General features: G+C 65.3%; 18 protein-coding genes, 1 other RNA gene and 2 riboswitches. Of the genes, 6 read left to right on the top strand and 13 right to left on the bottom strand.

Annotated elements, in window-relative coordinates; translation table 11 throughout:
• Nucleotides 1-253: 253 nt before the first annotated feature.
• The 13 genes from CKO35_RS04680 to CKO35_RS04620 form a co-directional block, all read right to left on the bottom strand.
• Nucleotides 254-1081, bottom strand: a complete 828-nt coding sequence (locus CKO35_RS04680) for a UDP-2,3-diacylglucosamine diphosphatase (protein ID WP_200173115.1) — start codon at nucleotides 1079-1081, stop codon at nucleotides 254-256.
• A 159-nt stretch (nucleotides 1082-1240) separates the two neighbouring features.
• Entirely contained in the window at nucleotides 1241-1756 is a 516-nt protein-coding gene (locus tag CKO35_RS04675) for a GlcG/HbpS family heme-binding protein (protein WP_338031748.1), read from the bottom strand.
• Nucleotides 1757-1895: 139 nt separating this feature from the next.
• Complete coding sequence (locus CKO35_RS04670; protein ID WP_200173113.1) at nucleotides 1896-2255, bottom strand: diacylglycerol kinase; 360 nt, start codon at nucleotides 2253-2255, stop codon at nucleotides 1896-1898.
• Nucleotides 2255-3709: an aminomethyl-transferring glycine dehydrogenase subunit GcvPB gene (gcvPB, locus tag CKO35_RS04665; protein WP_200173111.1), complete on the bottom strand. Its 1455-nt coding sequence runs from the start codon at nucleotides 3707-3709 to the stop codon at nucleotides 2255-2257. Before gcvPB ends, CKO35_RS04670 begins: the two co-directional genes overlap by 1 nt.
• Before the next feature lie 294 nt (nucleotides 3710-4003).
• Nucleotides 4004-4504, bottom strand: coding sequence for a thiol peroxidase (gene tpx / locus CKO35_RS04660; protein WP_200173109.1), 501 nt, complete (start codon nucleotides 4502-4504; stop codon nucleotides 4004-4006).
• A 127-nt stretch (nucleotides 4505-4631) separates the two neighbouring features.
• A complete protein-coding gene (gene gcvPA / locus CKO35_RS04655) occupies nucleotides 4632-5999 on the bottom strand; it encodes an aminomethyl-transferring glycine dehydrogenase subunit GcvPA (protein WP_200173107.1) in 1368 nt (455 codons plus the stop codon).
• 47 nt (nucleotides 6000-6046) lie between these two features.
• On the bottom strand, nucleotides 6047-6439 hold the full coding sequence (gene gcvH / locus CKO35_RS04650; protein WP_200173105.1) for a glycine cleavage system protein GcvH: 393 nt from the start codon (nucleotides 6437-6439) through the stop codon (nucleotides 6047-6049).
• A 69-nt stretch (nucleotides 6440-6508) separates the two neighbouring features.
• Nucleotides 6509-7615 carry a glycine cleavage system aminomethyltransferase GcvT gene (gene gcvT / locus CKO35_RS04645; RefSeq protein WP_200173104.1) on the bottom strand — a complete coding sequence of 369 codons (1107 nt, stop codon included), beginning with the start codon at nucleotides 7613-7615 and terminating at the stop codon, nucleotides 6509-6511.
• A 55-nt stretch (nucleotides 7616-7670) separates the two neighbouring features.
• Nucleotides 7671-7760, bottom strand: a riboswitch (glycine riboswitch).
• Between the two features lies 1 nt (nucleotide 7761).
• Nucleotides 7762-7853, bottom strand: a riboswitch (glycine riboswitch).
• Between the two features lie 80 nt (nucleotides 7854-7933).
• Complete coding sequence (locus CKO35_RS04640) at nucleotides 7934-8539, bottom strand: class I SAM-dependent methyltransferase (RefSeq protein WP_200173102.1); 606 nt, start codon at nucleotides 8537-8539, stop codon at nucleotides 7934-7936.
• Between the two features lie 66 nt (nucleotides 8540-8605).
• On the bottom strand, nucleotides 8606-9811 hold the full coding sequence (locus CKO35_RS04635; protein ID WP_242467015.1) for a UbiH/UbiF/VisC/COQ6 family ubiquinone biosynthesis hydroxylase: 1206 nt from the start codon (nucleotides 9809-9811) through the stop codon (nucleotides 8606-8608).
• A gap of 30 nt (nucleotides 9812-9841) precedes the next feature.
• Complete coding sequence (ubiH, locus tag CKO35_RS04630; RefSeq protein WP_200173098.1) at nucleotides 9842-11032, bottom strand: 2-octaprenyl-6-methoxyphenyl hydroxylase; 1191 nt, start codon at nucleotides 11030-11032, stop codon at nucleotides 9842-9844.
• Nucleotides 11033-11069: 37 nt separating this feature from the next.
• Nucleotides 11070-12374 carry a Xaa-Pro aminopeptidase gene (gene pepP / locus CKO35_RS04625; protein WP_200173096.1) on the bottom strand — a complete coding sequence of 435 codons (1305 nt, stop codon included), beginning with the start codon at nucleotides 12372-12374 and terminating at the stop codon, nucleotides 11070-11072.
• A gap of 34 nt (nucleotides 12375-12408) precedes the next feature.
• Nucleotides 12409-12954, bottom strand: a complete 546-nt coding sequence (locus CKO35_RS04620; protein ID WP_200173094.1) for a UPF0149 family protein — start codon at nucleotides 12952-12954, stop codon at nucleotides 12409-12411.
• A 146-nt stretch (nucleotides 12955-13100) separates the two neighbouring features.
• On the opposite strand from CKO35_RS04620, the gene CKO35_RS04615 reads away from it, so the two are divergent.
• The 6 genes from CKO35_RS04615 to CKO35_RS04590 all read left to right on the top strand — a co-directional run bounded on the left by CKO35_RS04615 (nucleotide 13101) and on the right by CKO35_RS04590 (nucleotide 15384).
• A complete protein-coding gene (locus CKO35_RS04615) occupies nucleotides 13101-13334 on the top strand; it encodes a TIGR02449 family protein (protein ID WP_200173092.1) in 234 nt (77 codons plus the stop codon).
• Nucleotides 13331-13636, top strand: a complete 306-nt coding sequence (locus tag CKO35_RS04610; protein ID WP_200173091.1) for a cell division protein ZapA — start codon at nucleotides 13331-13333, stop codon at nucleotides 13634-13636. The genes CKO35_RS04615 and CKO35_RS04610 overlap by 4 nt, the downstream gene beginning before the upstream one ends.
• 47 nt (nucleotides 13637-13683) lie before the next feature.
• Nucleotides 13684-13871: non-coding RNA, 6S RNA (gene ssrS / locus CKO35_RS04605), on the top strand.
• 13 nt (nucleotides 13872-13884) lie between these two features.
• Nucleotides 13885-14517: a 5-formyltetrahydrofolate cyclo-ligase gene (locus CKO35_RS04600; protein WP_200173089.1), complete on the top strand. Its 633-nt coding sequence runs from the start codon at nucleotides 13885-13887 to the stop codon at nucleotides 14515-14517.
• On the top strand, nucleotides 14502-14957 hold the full coding sequence (locus tag CKO35_RS04595; RefSeq protein WP_200173087.1) for an EVE domain-containing protein: 456 nt from the start codon (nucleotides 14502-14504) through the stop codon (nucleotides 14955-14957). Before CKO35_RS04600 ends, CKO35_RS04595 begins: the two co-directional genes overlap by 16 nt.
• A gap of 97 nt (nucleotides 14958-15054) precedes the next feature.
• Nucleotides 15055-15384, top strand: coding sequence for a hypothetical protein (locus CKO35_RS04590; protein ID WP_200173080.1), 330 nt, complete (start codon nucleotides 15055-15057; stop codon nucleotides 15382-15384).
• Nucleotides 15385-15394 lie beyond the last annotated feature (10 nt).

The raw sequence follows: 15394 nt of genomic DNA, 5'->3' as shown, positions 1-15394 counted from the left end.
GAAGAGGACAATTCTGAAGATCTCGAAACCGTTTGTCAACTCCCCGATCTCTTAATCTTGCCAACCGCGTTTCGGTTCAGACCGTCTCGCCGTTGGAGAGCGCGCATTATAGGCCCCTCAGCTTTCCCGTCAACTCCCTTTTTGAATCTTTTTTGAAATTTCTTGAAAAGATTAAATTTTTCAATCAGTTGAGAACAAAGAAAAAGACACTGCCGCACGATCTGGATCTTCGCTCCGCAACACGCGCCTGAAATCAGCTCATTGAGGTACCCGCCCGGGCTGCCAGCGGCAAATCCATCTCCCCCACCCTGACCGGTACCGGGTGGATGACCTCCGTCCGGGCATGGTCCGACCAGTGGAGCAGATGCAGATTGCCCTGATAATCCTCTGTCAGGGCAGTGCAATGTTCCACCCAGTCACCATCGTTACAATAAAGCACCCCCTGGATGGGCTCGATCCCGGCCTTGTGGATATGACCGCAAATGTAGCCGTCGTAACTGCGACGCACGGCCTCCCCGGCTGCTGCCTCCTCGAAACGGCGCATGTACCGCCGGGCCCTGGTCACTCGATTCTTCACATGGGCGGACAGGGACCAATAAGGATGCCCCATGTAACCCCGCCAGCGGTTGTAGTGCCGGTTCAGTCGCAACAACATCTGATAGGCGCCGTCTCCCAGCGCTTTCACCAGGCGATTGTGCCTGACAAGCGCATCAAACTCGTCCCCGTGGCTGACCAGAAAGCGACGACCGTCGGCAGTCAGATGCTCCGCTTCCAGACGCACCCTGATGCCCTGGAATTCCGTTCCGGCAAAGACACGCAGGGCGCCATCGTGGTTACCCGGGATATAGATCACCCGGGTGCCCGATTGGGCCTTGTCGAGGAGCGCCTGGATCACGGCACTGTGCTCTGCGCTCCAGAACACCCGGCGGCGCATGCTCCACAGATCGAAGATGTCGCCGACCAGATAAAGATGATCGCAGTGGGAGGATTCCAGAAAATCCAGCAGGTATTCGGCGCGGCATTCCCGGGTGCCCAGGTGAACATCGGAAATGAAGATGCTGCGGCATTCGATGGCGGCCATATGGGTGCTGTCCCCTGTTCGAAAATAAAGGACAGGTTGGCCCAGCCGGATGACACGACGATCACGGCCCGGTGAAGGAAACATGGCAGGCGAAAGCCACCAGATGCCTGCCGCCAGATTTTACCTGGCGGCAGGCGGGCAGCCAGTGATCAACCCGGCTCAGGGGTGAACCATCTCCAGATCCATACGGATTTCGTCCAACCCCTTGCGGGCGCACATCTCGTCGATCTCCCCGGACGGGGCGCCGCTCACGCCGATGCCGCCGATGATCCGCCCCGCCGCATGGATCGGCAGCCCACCGGCGGAGAACACCACGCCGTCCACCTTGCCCACCTGGAAGGGCTTGGTGAAGCGGTCCTCCATCTCCGACAGGGGGCCATTGAAGGACATGGCCGTATAGGCCTTCTGTCGGCTGATCTCCAGGGTCAGATCCACCGCCAGGGTGTCCCGCAGGACCACCTGGGTGTTACCGCCACGATCCACCACCGTGACCGCCACGTTGACGCCCGCCTCGCGGCAGGCCTCCAGGGTGGTCCAGGCCAGACGGGAGGCGGTATCCAGGGTCATGACCTTGATGTCCATGGTCACCGGGGCTTCGTCGGCCTGCAGGGGGGCTGCAACCAGACCGAGGGTCAGGGCGGCGGTGGCCAGGGTGATGGGCAGTTTCATCGACATCGGCTTTCACTCCATGGTGGTGGCAAGGACTGACGGGGCCGGTCGGATGCCGGCCCCTTGTTGTGATGTCCTTGAGTGTAGACCCGAACTGCGGAAAATACCCATTCGTCGGCAAGCCGGCTCCCGCGCCACGGGTGTCTTACAGGAGTACCAGCAGCCACACCACCACGGCATGGAGGATGGACAACAGCACCGCCGCCGAGCCCATGTCCTTGGCCCGGGCAGAGAGGTCGTGATAGTCCCGACCGATCCGGTCGATGGCCGCCTCGATCCCGGAATTGAGCAACTCCACGATGAGGATCATGAACAGGCTGCCGATCAGCAAGGCCCGCTCCACCCCGTTGTCCCCCAACCACAGGGCCAGAGGCACCAGGACGATCATGGCCAGCAACTCCTGACGAAAGGCGGCCTCGTGGCGGAAGGTGCTGCGCAGCCCCTTCCAGGAATATCCAGCCGCCTTGATGATCCGGGTCAGGCCCCGGTTGCCGCTGTAGGCCATCAGCAGGCCTCGGGTTGCCAGGCCACGTCCAGCTCCCTGGCGGCCCGTACCTCGTCAAAACGCCGGTTGGGCTGGGTATAGGGAGCACCCTTCACCTTCCCGGGCTCGGCTGCCGCCTCTTCCAGGATCTTCGCCATGGCCTCCACGTAGGCGTCCAGGGTCTCCTTGCTTTCGGTCTCGGTGGGCTCGATCAGCAGGCACTCGGGCACCAGCAGGGGGAAATAGGTGGTGGGCGCATGGAAGCCGTAGTCCAGCAGACGCTTGGCCACGTCCATGGCGGTCACGCCCTGCTCCTTGGCCTGACGTCGCAGGGTGACGATGAACTCGTGGGTGGCACGACGTTCCGGGAAGGCCAGGTCATAGCCCAGTGACCGCAAACGGGCCATCACGTAGTTGGCGTTCAGGGTGGAGTAGTCCGCCACCTTGGGCATACCTTCCCGACCCAGCAGACGCATGTAGACGTAGGCCCGCAGCAACACCCCGGCATTGCCGGCGAAGGCGGACAGGCGGCCAATGCTCTGGGGCAGATCCCGCTCCGTGAGCCAGCGATAGCGTTCCCCTTCCTGGCCCACCACCGGGATGGGCAGAAAGGGCTTGAGCCGCTCGCTCACACCCACCGCGCCGGCGCCGGGACCACCGCCCCCATGGGGGGTGGAGAAGGTCTTGTGCAGGTTCATGTGGATGACGTCGAAGCCCATGTCGCCGGGACGCACCTTGCCCAGAATGGCGTTCAGGTTGGCGCCGTCGTAGTACAGCAGGCCACCGGCGTCATGGACCACCTGGGCAATCTCGTGAATGCGGCGCTCGAACACCCCCAGGGTGGACGGGTTGGTGAGCATGATCCCCGCGGTGGCGGGACCCACGGCGGCCTTGAGGGCCTCCATGTCCACATCGCCGGAGGCGTCGGTGGGGATCTCGCGCACGGCGTAGCCGCACATGGTGGCGGTGGCCGGGTTGGTGCCGTGGGCGGCGTCGGGGACCAGGATCTCGGTACGACCTTCATCCCCACGGGCCTTGTGATAGGCGTGGATCATGGCCACTCCGGCGAACTCGCCCTGGGCCCCGGCCATGGGGGTCAGGGACACGGCCTGCATGCCGGTGACGTCCTTGAGCATCTCCTGCAGTTCGAACATGCAGGACAAAAAGCCCTGGCTCACCGACTCGGGGGCGTGAGGATGGCGACGCAGGAAGCCCGGCAGCATGGCCAGGCTGTTGCACACCCTGGGGTTGTACTTCATGGTGCAGGATCCCAGGGGATAGAAATGGGTGTCGATGGAGAAGTTCTTCTGGGACAGGCGGGTGTAGTGACGCACCACGTCCAGCTCGGACACCTCCGGCAGCGGCGCCGGACGACGGCGCCGGAAGCGCTCGGGCAGCGCGGCGACATCCGCTCGACCGGCCGGGGCCTGGCTGGGGGTCCTGCGACCGGGACGGGAACGTTCAAAGATCAGCATTGCCTGGCTCCTGCAAAGACATTCGATATGGGTTCAAAATTCCTTCCCCGGGGAAAACCGCCGACGGCCACCGTCTGCAGGGGGCGCGCCGACAGCCCCTCCCCGAGGGAAGTTAAAAAAGCCGATTGCCGTCATTCCCGCAAAGGCCCCCTTGGTCGCTACTCCTGCGAAAGCGCCCTTGGCCGTCACTCCCGAAGTGGCGCTACTCCGACTGGATTCCCGCTTGCGCGGGAATGACGGGGGCAGACGCGGCAATCGCGGGTACACACGCGGGAATCACCGGCTCGGGACGGATCAGCCCAGCTTCGCGTAAGCCGCGTCGTAATCCGGTTCCTGGGCGATCTCGGGCACCAGCTCGGCATGGACCACGTGATCATGGCTGTCCAGCACCAGCAGGGCCCGGGCGGTGATGCCCGCCAGGGGACCGTCCACGATCAGCACGCCGTAATCCTTGGCAAAGTTGCGGGAACGCATCATGGACAGGGTCTTCACCTTGTCCACGTCCTCGGCACCGCAGAAACGGCCCTGGGCAAAGGGCAGGTCCGCGGAGACCACCAGCACCACCACGTCATCACGATCGGCCACCCAGTCGTTGAATTTCTTGGTGGACAGGGCACAGACCCCGGTATCCAGGCTGGGGACCATATAGAGGATCTTCTTCTTGCCGCTGAAATCGCTCAAACTGACGTCGTTGAGTTCCTTGTCCACCAGAGTGAATGCAGGGGCAGCACTGCCCACCTTCGGCAGATCACCACAGGTGTTGATGGAGTTGCCTTGCAGGGTAATCCGGGCCATCGTCTTGACTCCTCGTGCTGGTTGGTCACATGACTGGATTCCCGCTTTCGCGGGAATGACTGCTTTGGAACATCCAGAGTGTAGCTGCCCGACATCGACATCCGGTGAATTCCGGGCCAATGCCGAATCAGCCCGCCAGGTCCGCCCGTGCCTGTTCCAGCACCGCCACATAGCGATCCAGGTCCGCCGCGGTCTTGGTCTCGGTGACACAGACCAGGATGGCATCGGACAGTTCGGGATAGTCACGCCCCAGGGCATGACCACCGAGCACGCCGGCCGCCGCCATGCGCTCCAGCAGGGCCTCGCCGTCCACGCCCACCCGCAATACGAACTCGTGGAAGCGCTCGTCGGTGAACGGGATTTCGAAGCCCCGCTCCCTGAGCCGAGCCACCAGCGACCCACAACCCTCGACGCAGGCCCCGGCCACCCGCTCCAGCCCTTCCGGACCCAGCAGGGCCATGTGGATGGTGGCGGCGGTCACCACCAGTCCCTGGTTGGTGCAGATGTTGGAAGTGGCCTTGGAACGGCGGATATGCTGTTCACGGGCCTGGAGGGTGAGCACGAAACCAGGGCGGCCGTCCGCATCCACGGTGCGGCCGACAATACGACCGGGCATCTGGCGCACGTGCTCCTTGCGGCAGCACAAAAAGCCGAAGTAAGGCCCGCCGGAGGATAGGGGCGCGCCCAGGGGCTGACCATCACCCACCACCATGTCCACGCCCTGACGTCCCCACGCCCCGGGCGGGGTGAGCAGGGCCAGGCTGACGGGATTGACCACGCCGATGGCCTGGGCGCCGTTGGCATGGGCCCAGTCGGTGAGGGCATCCACCTCTTCCAGCACACCGAAGAAGTTGGGCTGGGGAATCACCAGGGCGGTGATGTCCTCACCGGCAAAGGCCTCCAGGGCGGCCGGGTCGACCCGACCGGTGGCCGGATCGAACGGGACATCCACGATCTCGATGCCCTGACTGGCCACGATGCTACGGGTCACGCTGCGGTAGGCCGGGTGCACCGTCAGGGGCATGAGCACCCGCTGGCTCTTCGAGCGGCGGTTGGCGCGCACAGCCATGAGCACCGCCTCGGACAGGGCGGAGGCACCGTCATACAGGGAGGCGTTGGAAATGGGCAGCCCCGTCAGGCCGGCCATCATGGACTGATATTCGTAGATGACCTGCAGGGTGCCCTGGCTGGCCTCGGCCTGGTAGGGGGTGTAGGCACTGTAGAACTCGCCCCGGGTGACGATCTGCCAGACCGCCGCCGGGATGTGGTGTTCGTAGGCACCGGCGCCGATGAAGTTCAGACCCATGACATCCTGGGCGGCCCGCGCCTCCATGAGCCGGGTGATCTCCATCTCGCCGACGGCCGGCGGGATGGCGTTGAGTCCATCCACCCGCAGGGCGGCGGGGATCTCGTCGAACAGTGTCTCGATGCTGTCGGCACCGATGGCCGCCAGCATCTCGCGCACGTCGGTGTCGGTGTGGGGAATGAAGGGCATGGTGATTCCGCTGCTGTCTGGGTGGAGGGGATCAGGAAAGGCCTGGATCAGCCTTCCGCTTCCAGGTGGGCGGCGTAGGCGGCGGCGTCCATGAGGGCTTCCACGGCAACGGCATCGGTGGGCTTGACGCGGAAGATCCAGCCGTCACCGTAGGCGTCGCCATTGACCAGTTCGGGGCTGTCGGCAAGTTGTTCATTGACGGCCACCACTTCACCGGCAACAGGGGCGTAGACGTCGGAAGCGGCCTTGACGGATTCCACCACGGCACAGGCACCGCCGGCATCCAGGTGGGCACCCACCTCCGGGGTTTCCACGAACACCAGATCACCCAGCAGTTCCTGGGCATGGTCGGAGATGCCGATGGTGAGGGTGCCGTCGGCTTCCTTGCGGACCCACTCGTGGGATGCGGCGTATCTGAGTTCTGCGGGGACGTTGCTCATGGGGACTCCTGATGAAGGGTTAGGGGTATCGGAAAAATGGGTTCGGGTCCGACGGGGACACCGCCGGGATCAAAGATCGATCAGGGCCTTGCCGTGGCGCACGAACGGCGGCTTGACCACCTTCGCCGGGACCTGCTTGCCACGGATGTCCACCGTCACCCGCTCGCCGGCATCCGCCGGGATCCGGGCCAGGGCGATGGACACGCCCAGGGTGGGGGAAAAGCTGCCGCTGGTGGTCTCGCCCTGCCCGGCCTCACCGGCGCTGACGCTCATATGGCCACGCAAGACGCCCCGCCCTTCCAGCACCAACCCCACCAGGCGCCGGTGCACGCCGTCGGCCTGCTGCCGCTCCAGGGCCTGGCGACCGATGAAATCCCGGTCGGCGGGCGTCCAGGCCACGGTCCAGCCCAGGCCGGACTCCAGGGGACTGATCTGCTCGTCCATGTCGGTGCCGTAGAGATTCATGCCGGCTTCCAGGCGCAGGGTATCGCGGGCGCCCAGACCGATGGGACGCACACCGGCCGCGGCCAGGGCCTGCCAGAAGCTCAGGGTGGCGGTTGCGGGGAGGATGACTTCAAAGCCGTCCTCGCCGGTGTAGCCGGTCCGGGCCACGAACCAGTCCCCGTCTTCCGTGGCGGTAAAGGGAGTCAGGGCCTCGGCCGGCGCCCGCAGGGACTCGGGCAACAGGGGCAGGCACAGATCGCGGGCCGCGGGACCCTGCACGGCGATCATGTCCAGATCGTCCCGCTCACGGACTTCCACCGGAGCAATGGTGCCGGAAAGCCTGGCGGCCACGTCGCGCATCCAGGCCAGGTCCTTGTCCCGGGTGGCGGCATTGACCACGACCCGGTAACCGTCGGCGCGACGATAGGTGATGAGATCGTCCAGCACCCCCCCTTCCGGGTTGAGCATACAGCTGTAGAGGGCGCGCCCGGCGATCTTGAGCTTGTCCACGTCATTGGCCAGCAGGTGGCGCAGGTAGTCGCGGGCACCAGGGCCGTCCACGTCGACCACGGTCATGTGAGAGACATCGAACATGCCGGCCTGACGGCGCACGGCGTGATGCTCGTCGATCTGGGAACCGTAGTGAACGGGCATGGACCAGCCGGCAAAATCCACCATGCGGGCACCGGCGGCCTCGTGGGTGGCGTGCAATGTGGTGCGGCGTAATGTCATCTTCGACTCCCGGTCAAAATGAAAAAGGGGCGGCCGACACCCTGTTTCGGGTATCGGCCGCCCCTCTGTCCTGAAACCTGAGAGATTAAACCCGTGCCGGGTTATCCCCTTCGGTGGGTCTGTCGGACCACTCTCCAGAGTCGATATCGGGCAGCGCGGTCCTTTTGCCTGAGCGTTTCCGGGCGGAAGTTGCGCCTTCGGCGCCTCCGGTGAGGGAGGTCTCTCCCACGCTGCCGAGGATGCCGGGGGGCATCCCTATCAAGGGGTGAACTATACCCCAGGCGTGCCGGAACCGGAACTGCCTTTTCTGCCCCTGTGTCAAACCTCCGGTCGGCGGATCAGGGCGCGGGTCACCGCCGCCCGGCCCCGGTGTCCCGGCCCCTCGTCCAGCTCGACGGCCAGTTCCGCCAGTTCCATGAACTCGGCACCGGCAAAATCCTCCCGCAGCATCACTCCGTTGTAGAGCATGCCCGGGTCCCGGGGACCGCCGCTGTGATAATCCATCTGCTCCGGGTGAAAGGCCTCCATCAGCAACAGGCCACCGGGCTTGAGGGCCTCCAGCATGGCCCGATGTACCTGGCACCGCTGGGTCGGGGGCAGGTGCAGGTAGATGGAAATGATGTGGTCGTACCGCTCACTGGGCCACTTCCAGCCCGCCAGATCGGCCCAGACCGTCTCCAGGGTCACTCCCTGGTGCTGGGCCAGGGCCTGGGCCTTGGCCAGGGCCTGCTGGGAAAAATCCACCGCCGTCACCGACAGCCCCCGCCCGGCCAGCCAGACGCCGTTACGCCCTTCCCCATCCCCCACGGCCAGCACACTCTGGCCCGGCTGGTAGAGGGGGTGATGGGCCAGCAGATAGGCATTGGGCGCGGTGCCATAGACATACTCCGTTCCCGAATAGCGGTTATCCCAGAATTCTCTCATGGCAGCACGCCCCTGAAGGTTGAAACAGCAAAACGAGTGCTCGCGATCGGCCTACCATTGGGCAGGCTAACCAGGTGGGTACGGCAGGTCCGGTGAATCCAGTCCCAGGGCCCGTCTGGCCAGGATCCTTTTCAGCGGACCGGCGCGATCCGCCAGCATCAGCCCCAGGTTCCGCCCCAGGGCCAGCGGCGGCAGCGCGCTGCCGAAACCGTAGCGGAACAACTCCATGGCCCGCATCATGATGACATTGTCTCCCCGCCGGGCACGCTCGTAGCGACGCAGCAAGCGGAGTTCACCCGGATCCCCCGCCCCGCCATGCAGCAGCACCCCGGCCAGGGTCCGGGCATCTTGGAATCCCAGGTTCACCCCCTGGCCGGCCAGGGGGTGAATGGTGTGGGCCGCATCCCCCACCAGCGCCAGCCGTGGACGCACATAGTGACGGGCCTGGGAGCCCCGCAGCGGAAAGGCCGCCCGCTGACTACTCTCCACCACCGCGCCCAGACGATGATCCAGACCTTCCGCCAAAGCCTCGCGGAAGGCGACGTCATCCAGGTCCCGCAACTGCTCGGCCCGTTCATCATCAGCCGACCAGACGACGGAGCAGCGACCGTCCGACAGGGGCAGAAAGGCCAGCGGGCCGGTGGGCAGGAAACGCTGCCAGGCGGTCTCCTGATGGGGCAATGCGGTGCGCACCGTGGCCACCAGGGCCTGCTGGCCGTAGCGCCGGCTGTCCAGATCGATCCCCGCCATCTCGCGGATGCGGGAGCGGGCGCCGTCGGCACCCACCACCAGCGATGTCGTGATCCGGGCCCCGCTCTCCAGCGTCACCCGGGCCTCACAGGCGCTGATGTCCAGATGGGTCACGGCATCCGGACAGAAGCAGATCACCCCCGGCTCCGCCTCCAGGGCATCCCAGAGTGCGCGCTGGACCACCCGGTTTTCAACAATGTGTCCCAGATCCGGCTCCCCCAGTTCCCGGGCCTCGAAACGGATGCAGCCGCTGCCGCCCGCATCCCAGACCTCCATGGCCTGATAGGGGCTGACCCGCATGGCCCGCACCCCTTCCCAGACCCCCAGTGTCCGGAAAAGGCGCTGGGAGGCGCGATTGATGGCGGACACCCGCAGGTCATGCTCGCTGTCCGGGGCAAAGGGGGCCGGTGGGTGCATTTCCACCAGGGCCACGGCAAGACCGCCGCGGGCCAGACTCAGGGCCAGGGCGGCCCCCACCATGCCGCCGCCGGCGATGAGGACATCACGGGAGATTACCGACATGGAGGCTCCTTGTTCATCGGTTCCGAGCATCTACAATCCCATCCCCACCCGCGCCACCCCGTGCCGCAACGGGCCGCACAGGTTCAGGGCCACCAGGGCCGCTCCCCGGACATGCCCGAACCCCGGCGTGGTGAAGAGCCGGGCCAGGGCATCGGTCACGCCCGTCACCCGGTCCAGGTCCGGCCGGCGTCGGGCGGCATAGCGCTGCAACAACCCCGCGTCACCGGGGTCCGAGGCCTCCCGTCCGGCCCGGCACAGCAGATCCGCCAGGGTATCCACGTCCCGCAGTGCCAGGTTGAAGCCCTGGCCGGCCACGGGATGGATGGTGTGGGAGGCATTGCCCACCAGCACCAGCCGGGTGTCCGTATCCCGGGCGGCACGCACCCGGGTCAGGGGATAGGCGACCCGCGCCCCCACCCGGTGCAGACGTCCGAGGCGATGACCGAAGCGATCCTGAAGGACCCGCAGAAAATGCCCGTCGTCCCAGGCCAGCGTCTCTTCGAGCCGATGGGCCGAACGGACCCAGACCAGGGCACAGCGGGGACTGCCGTCCCCGGCGGGAGTCAGGGGCAGCAGGGCCACCGGCCCCTCATCGGTGAAACGCTCGAAGGCCGTTCCCCGATGATCCAGCTCGGTGGAGAGATTGGCAATGATGCCCACCTGACCATAGTCACTCTCGTGGATGTCGATGCCGGCCAGATTGCGGACCACGGACCGGGTGCCGTCCGCGCCCACCAGCAGGCGGGTCCGTATCGGCACGGGGGTCTGGTCCAGACTGATCTGTACTCCCAGATGGTCGTCATGGCCGGTGTATCCGGTCACCCGCGCCGGCGTCATCAGGGTGACGGGTGCCGCGGCCAGGGCCGTTTTCAGGACCTGCCCCAGGACCCGGTTGACGATCACGTAACCCAGTGCCTCCACGCCTTCTTCCCGGTGGTCCAGGCGCACGTTGCCGAAATACCCCCGCTGGGAAACGTGGATGTGACGAATCGGTTCGGCATGGGGCGCCAGATCCGTCCACAGGCCCAGACGCTCCAGGATGCACCGGGAACCCCAGGACAGGGCCGTGGCCCGCTCGTCATAACTGGGTTGCCCCGGAGCACCGGGAGGCTGCGCCTCGATGATGCCCACCCGGTAACCACTGTCCGCCAGGCCCAGCCCCAGGGTGGCTCCCACCATGCCGCCGCCGGCGATCAGGATATCGAAATCGCTGTTCTGCACCGCGTCCTCCGCGTGCCGATCCCGGCACCGGGTTGTTTCAGTTGCCGGAACCCACCAGGGCCTGAACCTCGTCGACGCCCTTGGGGCAGTCTTCGGTGAGGACCTGATGCCCGGCACGGGTCACCGCCACGTCATCCTCGATACGGATGCCGATGTTCCGGAACGGCTTGGGCACGCCCTTCTCCGTGGCCGGCAAGTACAGGCCCGGCTCGATGGTCATCACCATGCCCGGCTCCAGCAGACGCCAGGCGTCGCCCACCTTGTAGTCCCCCACGTCATGCACGTCCAGCCCCAGCCAGTGACCGGTGCGGTGCATGTAGAAGCGGCGATAGGCGCCATCCTTGATCAGCCGGGAAGGCCGCCCCTTGAGCAGCCCCAGATGCACCAGCCCCCTGGTGAGTACCTTGACCGCCGCCCCATGGGGATCATCCCAGTGATTGCCGGGGATCACTTGGGCGATGGCCGCCGCCTGGGCCTCCAGCACCACCTCGTAGACCTGGCGCTGATGCTCGGTAAAGCGCCCGTTCACCGGGAAGGTGCGGGTAATGTCCGCCGCATAGCCCTGATGCTCGCAGCCGGCATCGATCAGGACCAGATCACCGTCCCTGAGCCGCTCGTTGTTTTCGGTGTAGTGCAGGATGCAACCGTTGGCGCCGCCGCCCACGATGGAGGCGTAGGCGGGCTCGTTCCCCGCCCGGCGAAACTCGTACAACAGTTCCGCCTCCAGCTGATACTCCCACAGCCCCGGCCGGCAGGCGGCCATGGCGCGCTGATGGGCACGACTGGTGACCCGGGCGGCCTCCTTCATGTCCTTGAGTTCGGTGGCCGACTTGAACAGGCGCATGTCGTGGAGCAGGTATTCCAGGGCCACGAACTCATGGGGCGGATGGACGCCGCTGCGGGCCCGCTCACGGATGCCGTTGACCCAGTCGATCAGCTTCCGATCAAATTCCGGATGGCGACCCAGACTGGTATAGACCCGTTCCCGGTTCTCCAGCAGTCCAGGCAGGATCTCAGCGATATCACCGATGGGGAAGGAATCGTCGGCGCCGAAGCGTTCCACCGCCCCCTCCTGTCCGGCCCGGCGGCCATGCCAGGTTTCCTTTTCCTGGTCCCGTTCCCGGCAAAACAGGATGTATTCCCCCTGGGGCCGACCGGGCACCAGCACCGCCACCGCCTCCGGTTCGGTAAAGCCGGTGAGATACAGGAAGTCGCTGTCCTGACGGTAAGGGTATTCCACGTCATGGTTGCGCACCCTGACCGGCGCGGCGGGAATCACGGCAATGCCGCCCTCCCCCATGGCACGCATGAGCTGGCGACGGCGACGGACGAATTCTTTCATGGCGTTGGGTGTGTTCCAGGTCATCGGCAAGGGGTCAGTGCAGACGGGAGGGCCCCTTGAGAGGCTGCAGTTCCTCACTCACCAGCAGCACCCCCACCCGCACGTATTCCAGGATTTCCACGTAGGCAGTCTCGCTGGCCTCGTCATCCTCCACCTCGAAACCGGCGCCGGCAATGTCGGAAAAATCCTTGAGGATCTCCGCCGAATCGGCGGGCAACCTGGACGGATCGGTGACACCGGCCACCGCCAGGCCATAGAGAAAGCCCTGACACCAGTGTCCCAGGGCATCCACCCGGGCGGTGAGCGCGTCGTCCTCGTCCGGCAGCAGCATCTGGAATCCGAGCAGGGCATCGGCCAGCTGGGTGCGGGTTTCGGCAAACACCTCGTCCAGCAGACGCCGGGCCTCTCCCGCTGGCAGTGTCTCGCCGGCTTCAGGGAAGATCTCCTGCAACCAGCGCATCTCGCCGGATCCCAGATTGGCACTGAGCATACCGCAAAGCGTGCCATGAACCTCGGCGGCATCCGCCGCGGCACCCGCCCCGCGCAGGGCATCCTGTAGGGCTTGATAATCGGGCATCATGGGCGGGGATCTCCGTCGTCTTGTGCGGACTTTCAGGGGCAAGGCATCAAACGCATGGATGCAGTCTAACAAGCGGAACGGCGCCAACACCATGCCGGAATCGATCCTTGTTGACGGCCCCGAGGCGGAGTCCTAGTATTGGGCCCATGACGCACACCGCTACCAACGCCACGGCGGATTCCGCCCTGAAAGACCTGGAATCCCGGGTCGATGCGTTGCTGCGGGTCTGCGAACTGCTGCGGGACGAGAACCTCAGGCTGCGTCGCCAGAACGAACTGCTGCTGGCGGAACGGGCCCAGCTCTCGGAGCGGGGTGAGCAGGCGCGCATGAAGGTGGAGTCGATGATCAACCGATTGAAGTCCATGGAGCAGGCGGTATGACGGAACCCCGCTCTGAACCGGTCACGGTTCAGATCCTGGGCAAGGAGTACCGGGTGGCCTGCCCTGAAGATGAGCGCAATGCCCTGATTGCCTCGGCCAGCCTGCTGGATCGCCGGATGAAGGAAATCCGCGACGGCGGCAAGGTCGTGGGAGGGGACCGGATCGCCGTGATGGCGGCCCTGAACATTGCCCATGAACTGCTGGCCCTGAAACGGCAGAACGCCGGACTGGATCAGCGCATGCGCGCCCTGCAGGAACGGGTGGATTCGGCGCTGCAACACGAACGATCGACGGATTCATGATGTACGGTCCCGGCAGCGGGGCCATGAAAAAAGGTTTTACGGTTTGGGCACCTCTGAGGTGTGCGTGAGCGGCTGGGTAATATCCTTGAGCCTAATCAACTACCCCGGGGGCCATTCTGTGATCTCTTGTTGTGCATGTCCGCCCCGTAGCGGAAAGCCTGTAGAGATCGCGTCGGCCCCCACTTGAACCCCTGGTTCAAGGTCGAAAGCTCGCCACGGCACTCTCGGAGCGTGCCCTCTTCATTTCCATGACACGCGCCGACCTACGCAGACAGCTTCGCGCCCGGCGTCTGGCGCTCTCCCCGGCCGAACGGTCGCGGCATGCCCGTGCCATGGCCAGGCACCTGATCCACCACCCCCTTTTCAGCGCCGCCCGGCGTATCGCCGTCTACCTGCCCGACCGGGGCGAAGCCGATCCCGGCCCGCTGGTCCGGGCTGCCCGTGCCGCCGGCAAGGATCTCTACCTGCCGGTGCTGGCACCGCTTCACCCCCGGCTGCTCTGGTTCGTGGCCTGGGAACCCCATACGCCCCTGATCCCCAACCGCTTCGGCATTCCCGAACCTCCCATTCACCGCCGACGCTGCCTGCCGGCCCGTCACCTGGACATGGTCATCACGCCCCTGGTGGGCTTCGATCACCAGGGAAACCGATTGGGCATGGGCGGGGGCTTCTATGACACCACCTTCCGCCACCTCAACCGCCACCGGCACTGGCGCCGTCCCCATCTGGTGGGAATGGCCTATGCTTTTCAGGAAGTGACGGCACTGCCCCATGAGCCCTGGGACGTGCCCCTGCATGCGGTGGTGACCGAACAGGGCCTGATCACCTGCCGGCCCCACCCTGAATTGAACACCAAGGATTGCCCATGTCCTACTGGCTGATGAAATCCGAACCGGATGTCTTCGGTATCGACGACTTGGAACGGGTGCGGGTGGAACCCTGGGAAGGGGTGCGCAACTACCAGGCCCGCAACATGATGCGGGACGGGATGCGGGAAGGCGACCTGGCCTTTTTCTACCACTCCAACTGCAAGGTCCCCGGCATCGTCGGCATCCTGCGGATCGTGCGGGCCGGTTATCCGGACGACAGCGCCTGGGACCCGGAACACACCTACCATGATCCGCGCAGCACCCCGGACAACCCCCGCTGGTACCGGGTGGATGTGGGCTTTGAACGCAAGTTCAGGGACGTCATCCCCCTGACGGACCTGAAGGCAGCTCCCGAACTGTGTGACATGCCCCTGGTCAGGCGGGGCAACCGGCTCTCCATCATACCGGTGACCAAGGCGCAGTGGGAATTCATTCTGTCCATGGCGGACTAACATCCTGTTCTTCTCATGACCCGCTTTCCCTCATCCCCGCCCCTTCTTTCTCCCCCGGGCGACGGAAGATCGACATGACTTCAGGAGGCCGATACCCATGACCCTGAACGAACTCATCATCTATCTGGACGCCCACGCGGGATTCGATTTGCTGGACGGCATGCCCGAGGACACCCTGGAACGGGCACGGCGCGGGGCGCACAGGCACGCCATCGCCGGGGAGATCATCGCCGCCCTGGGCACCCTGGACGCGGCGGGCACGGGACAGGGAGAGGTGGAACGCAGTGCCGCCGTAAAGGCGCTCAGCCCCCTGCGCCTGAAATACATGGCCGACGACGCGCCGGTGGAGGGCTTTCGCATGGTGGAGAAGATCATCACCACCATCGACGAAGGCTTCAACGAGGAGGCCCTGGGCAAGCGCGGGTAAGACCCGGCCG

The organism is Ectothiorhodospira shaposhnikovii (genome assembly GCF_016584105.1).
In the GTDB taxonomy this organism is placed as follows: Bacteria; Pseudomonadota; Gammaproteobacteria; order Ectothiorhodospirales; family Ectothiorhodospiraceae; genus Ectothiorhodospira; species Ectothiorhodospira shaposhnikovii.
This window is presented reverse-complemented; position numbering and strand designations above follow the sequence as displayed.

What these genes read in the sequence shown, in the direction of transcription:
- CKO35_RS04680 (WP_200173115.1), bottom strand. Translation starts at nt 1,081, where the DNA reads ATGGCCGCCATCGAATGCCGCAGCATCTTCATTTCCGATGTTCACCTG.
- CKO35_RS04675 (WP_338031748.1), bottom strand. Translation starts at nt 1,756, where the DNA reads ATGTCGATGAAACTGCCCATCACCCTGGCCACCGCCGCCCTGACCCTC.
- CKO35_RS04670 (WP_200173113.1), bottom strand. Translation starts at nt 2,255, where the DNA reads ATGGCCTACAGCGGCAACCGGGGCCTGACCCGGATCATCAAGGCGGCT.
- gcvPB (WP_200173111.1), bottom strand. Translation starts at nt 3,709, where the DNA reads ATGCTGATCTTTGAACGTTCCCGTCCCGGTCGCAGGACCCCCAGCCAG.
- tpx (WP_200173109.1), bottom strand. Translation starts at nt 4,504, where the DNA reads ATGGCCCGGATTACCCTGCAAGGCAACTCCATCAACACCTGTGGTGAT.
- gcvPA (WP_200173107.1), bottom strand. Translation starts at nt 5,999, where the DNA reads ATGCCCTTCATTCCCCACACCGACACCGACGTGCGCGAGATGCTGGCG.
- gcvH (WP_200173105.1), bottom strand. Translation starts at nt 6,439, where the DNA reads ATGAGCAACGTCCCCGCAGAACTCAGATACGCCGCATCCCACGAGTGG.
- gcvT (WP_200173104.1), bottom strand. Translation starts at nt 7,615, where the DNA reads ATGACATTACGCCGCACCACATTGCACGCCACCCACGAGGCCGCCGGT.
- CKO35_RS04640 (WP_200173102.1), bottom strand. Translation starts at nt 8,539, where the DNA reads ATGAGAGAATTCTGGGATAACCGCTATTCGGGAACGGAGTATGTCTAT.
- CKO35_RS04635 (WP_242467015.1), bottom strand. Translation starts at nt 9,811, where the DNA reads ATGTCGGTAATCTCCCGTGATGTCCTCATCGCCGGCGGCGGCATGGTG.
- pepP (WP_200173096.1), bottom strand. Translation starts at nt 12,374, where the DNA reads ATGAAAGAATTCGTCCGTCGCCGTCGCCAGCTCATGCGTGCCATGGGG.
- CKO35_RS04620 (WP_200173094.1), bottom strand. Translation starts at nt 12,954, where the DNA reads ATGATGCCCGATTATCAAGCCCTACAGGATGCCCTGCGCGGGGCGGGT.
- CKO35_RS04615 (WP_200173092.1), top strand. Translation starts at nt 13,101, where the DNA reads ATGACGCACACCGCTACCAACGCCACGGCGGATTCCGCCCTGAAAGAC.
- CKO35_RS04610 (WP_200173091.1), top strand. Translation starts at nt 13,331, where the DNA reads ATGACGGAACCCCGCTCTGAACCGGTCACGGTTCAGATCCTGGGCAAG.
- CKO35_RS04600 (WP_200173089.1), top strand. Translation starts at nt 13,885, where the DNA reads ATGACACGCGCCGACCTACGCAGACAGCTTCGCGCCCGGCGTCTGGCG.
- CKO35_RS04595 (WP_200173087.1), top strand. Translation starts at nt 14,502, where the DNA reads ATGTCCTACTGGCTGATGAAATCCGAACCGGATGTCTTCGGTATCGAC.
- CKO35_RS04590 (WP_200173080.1), top strand. Translation starts at nt 15,055, where the DNA reads ATGACCCTGAACGAACTCATCATCTATCTGGACGCCCACGCGGGATTC.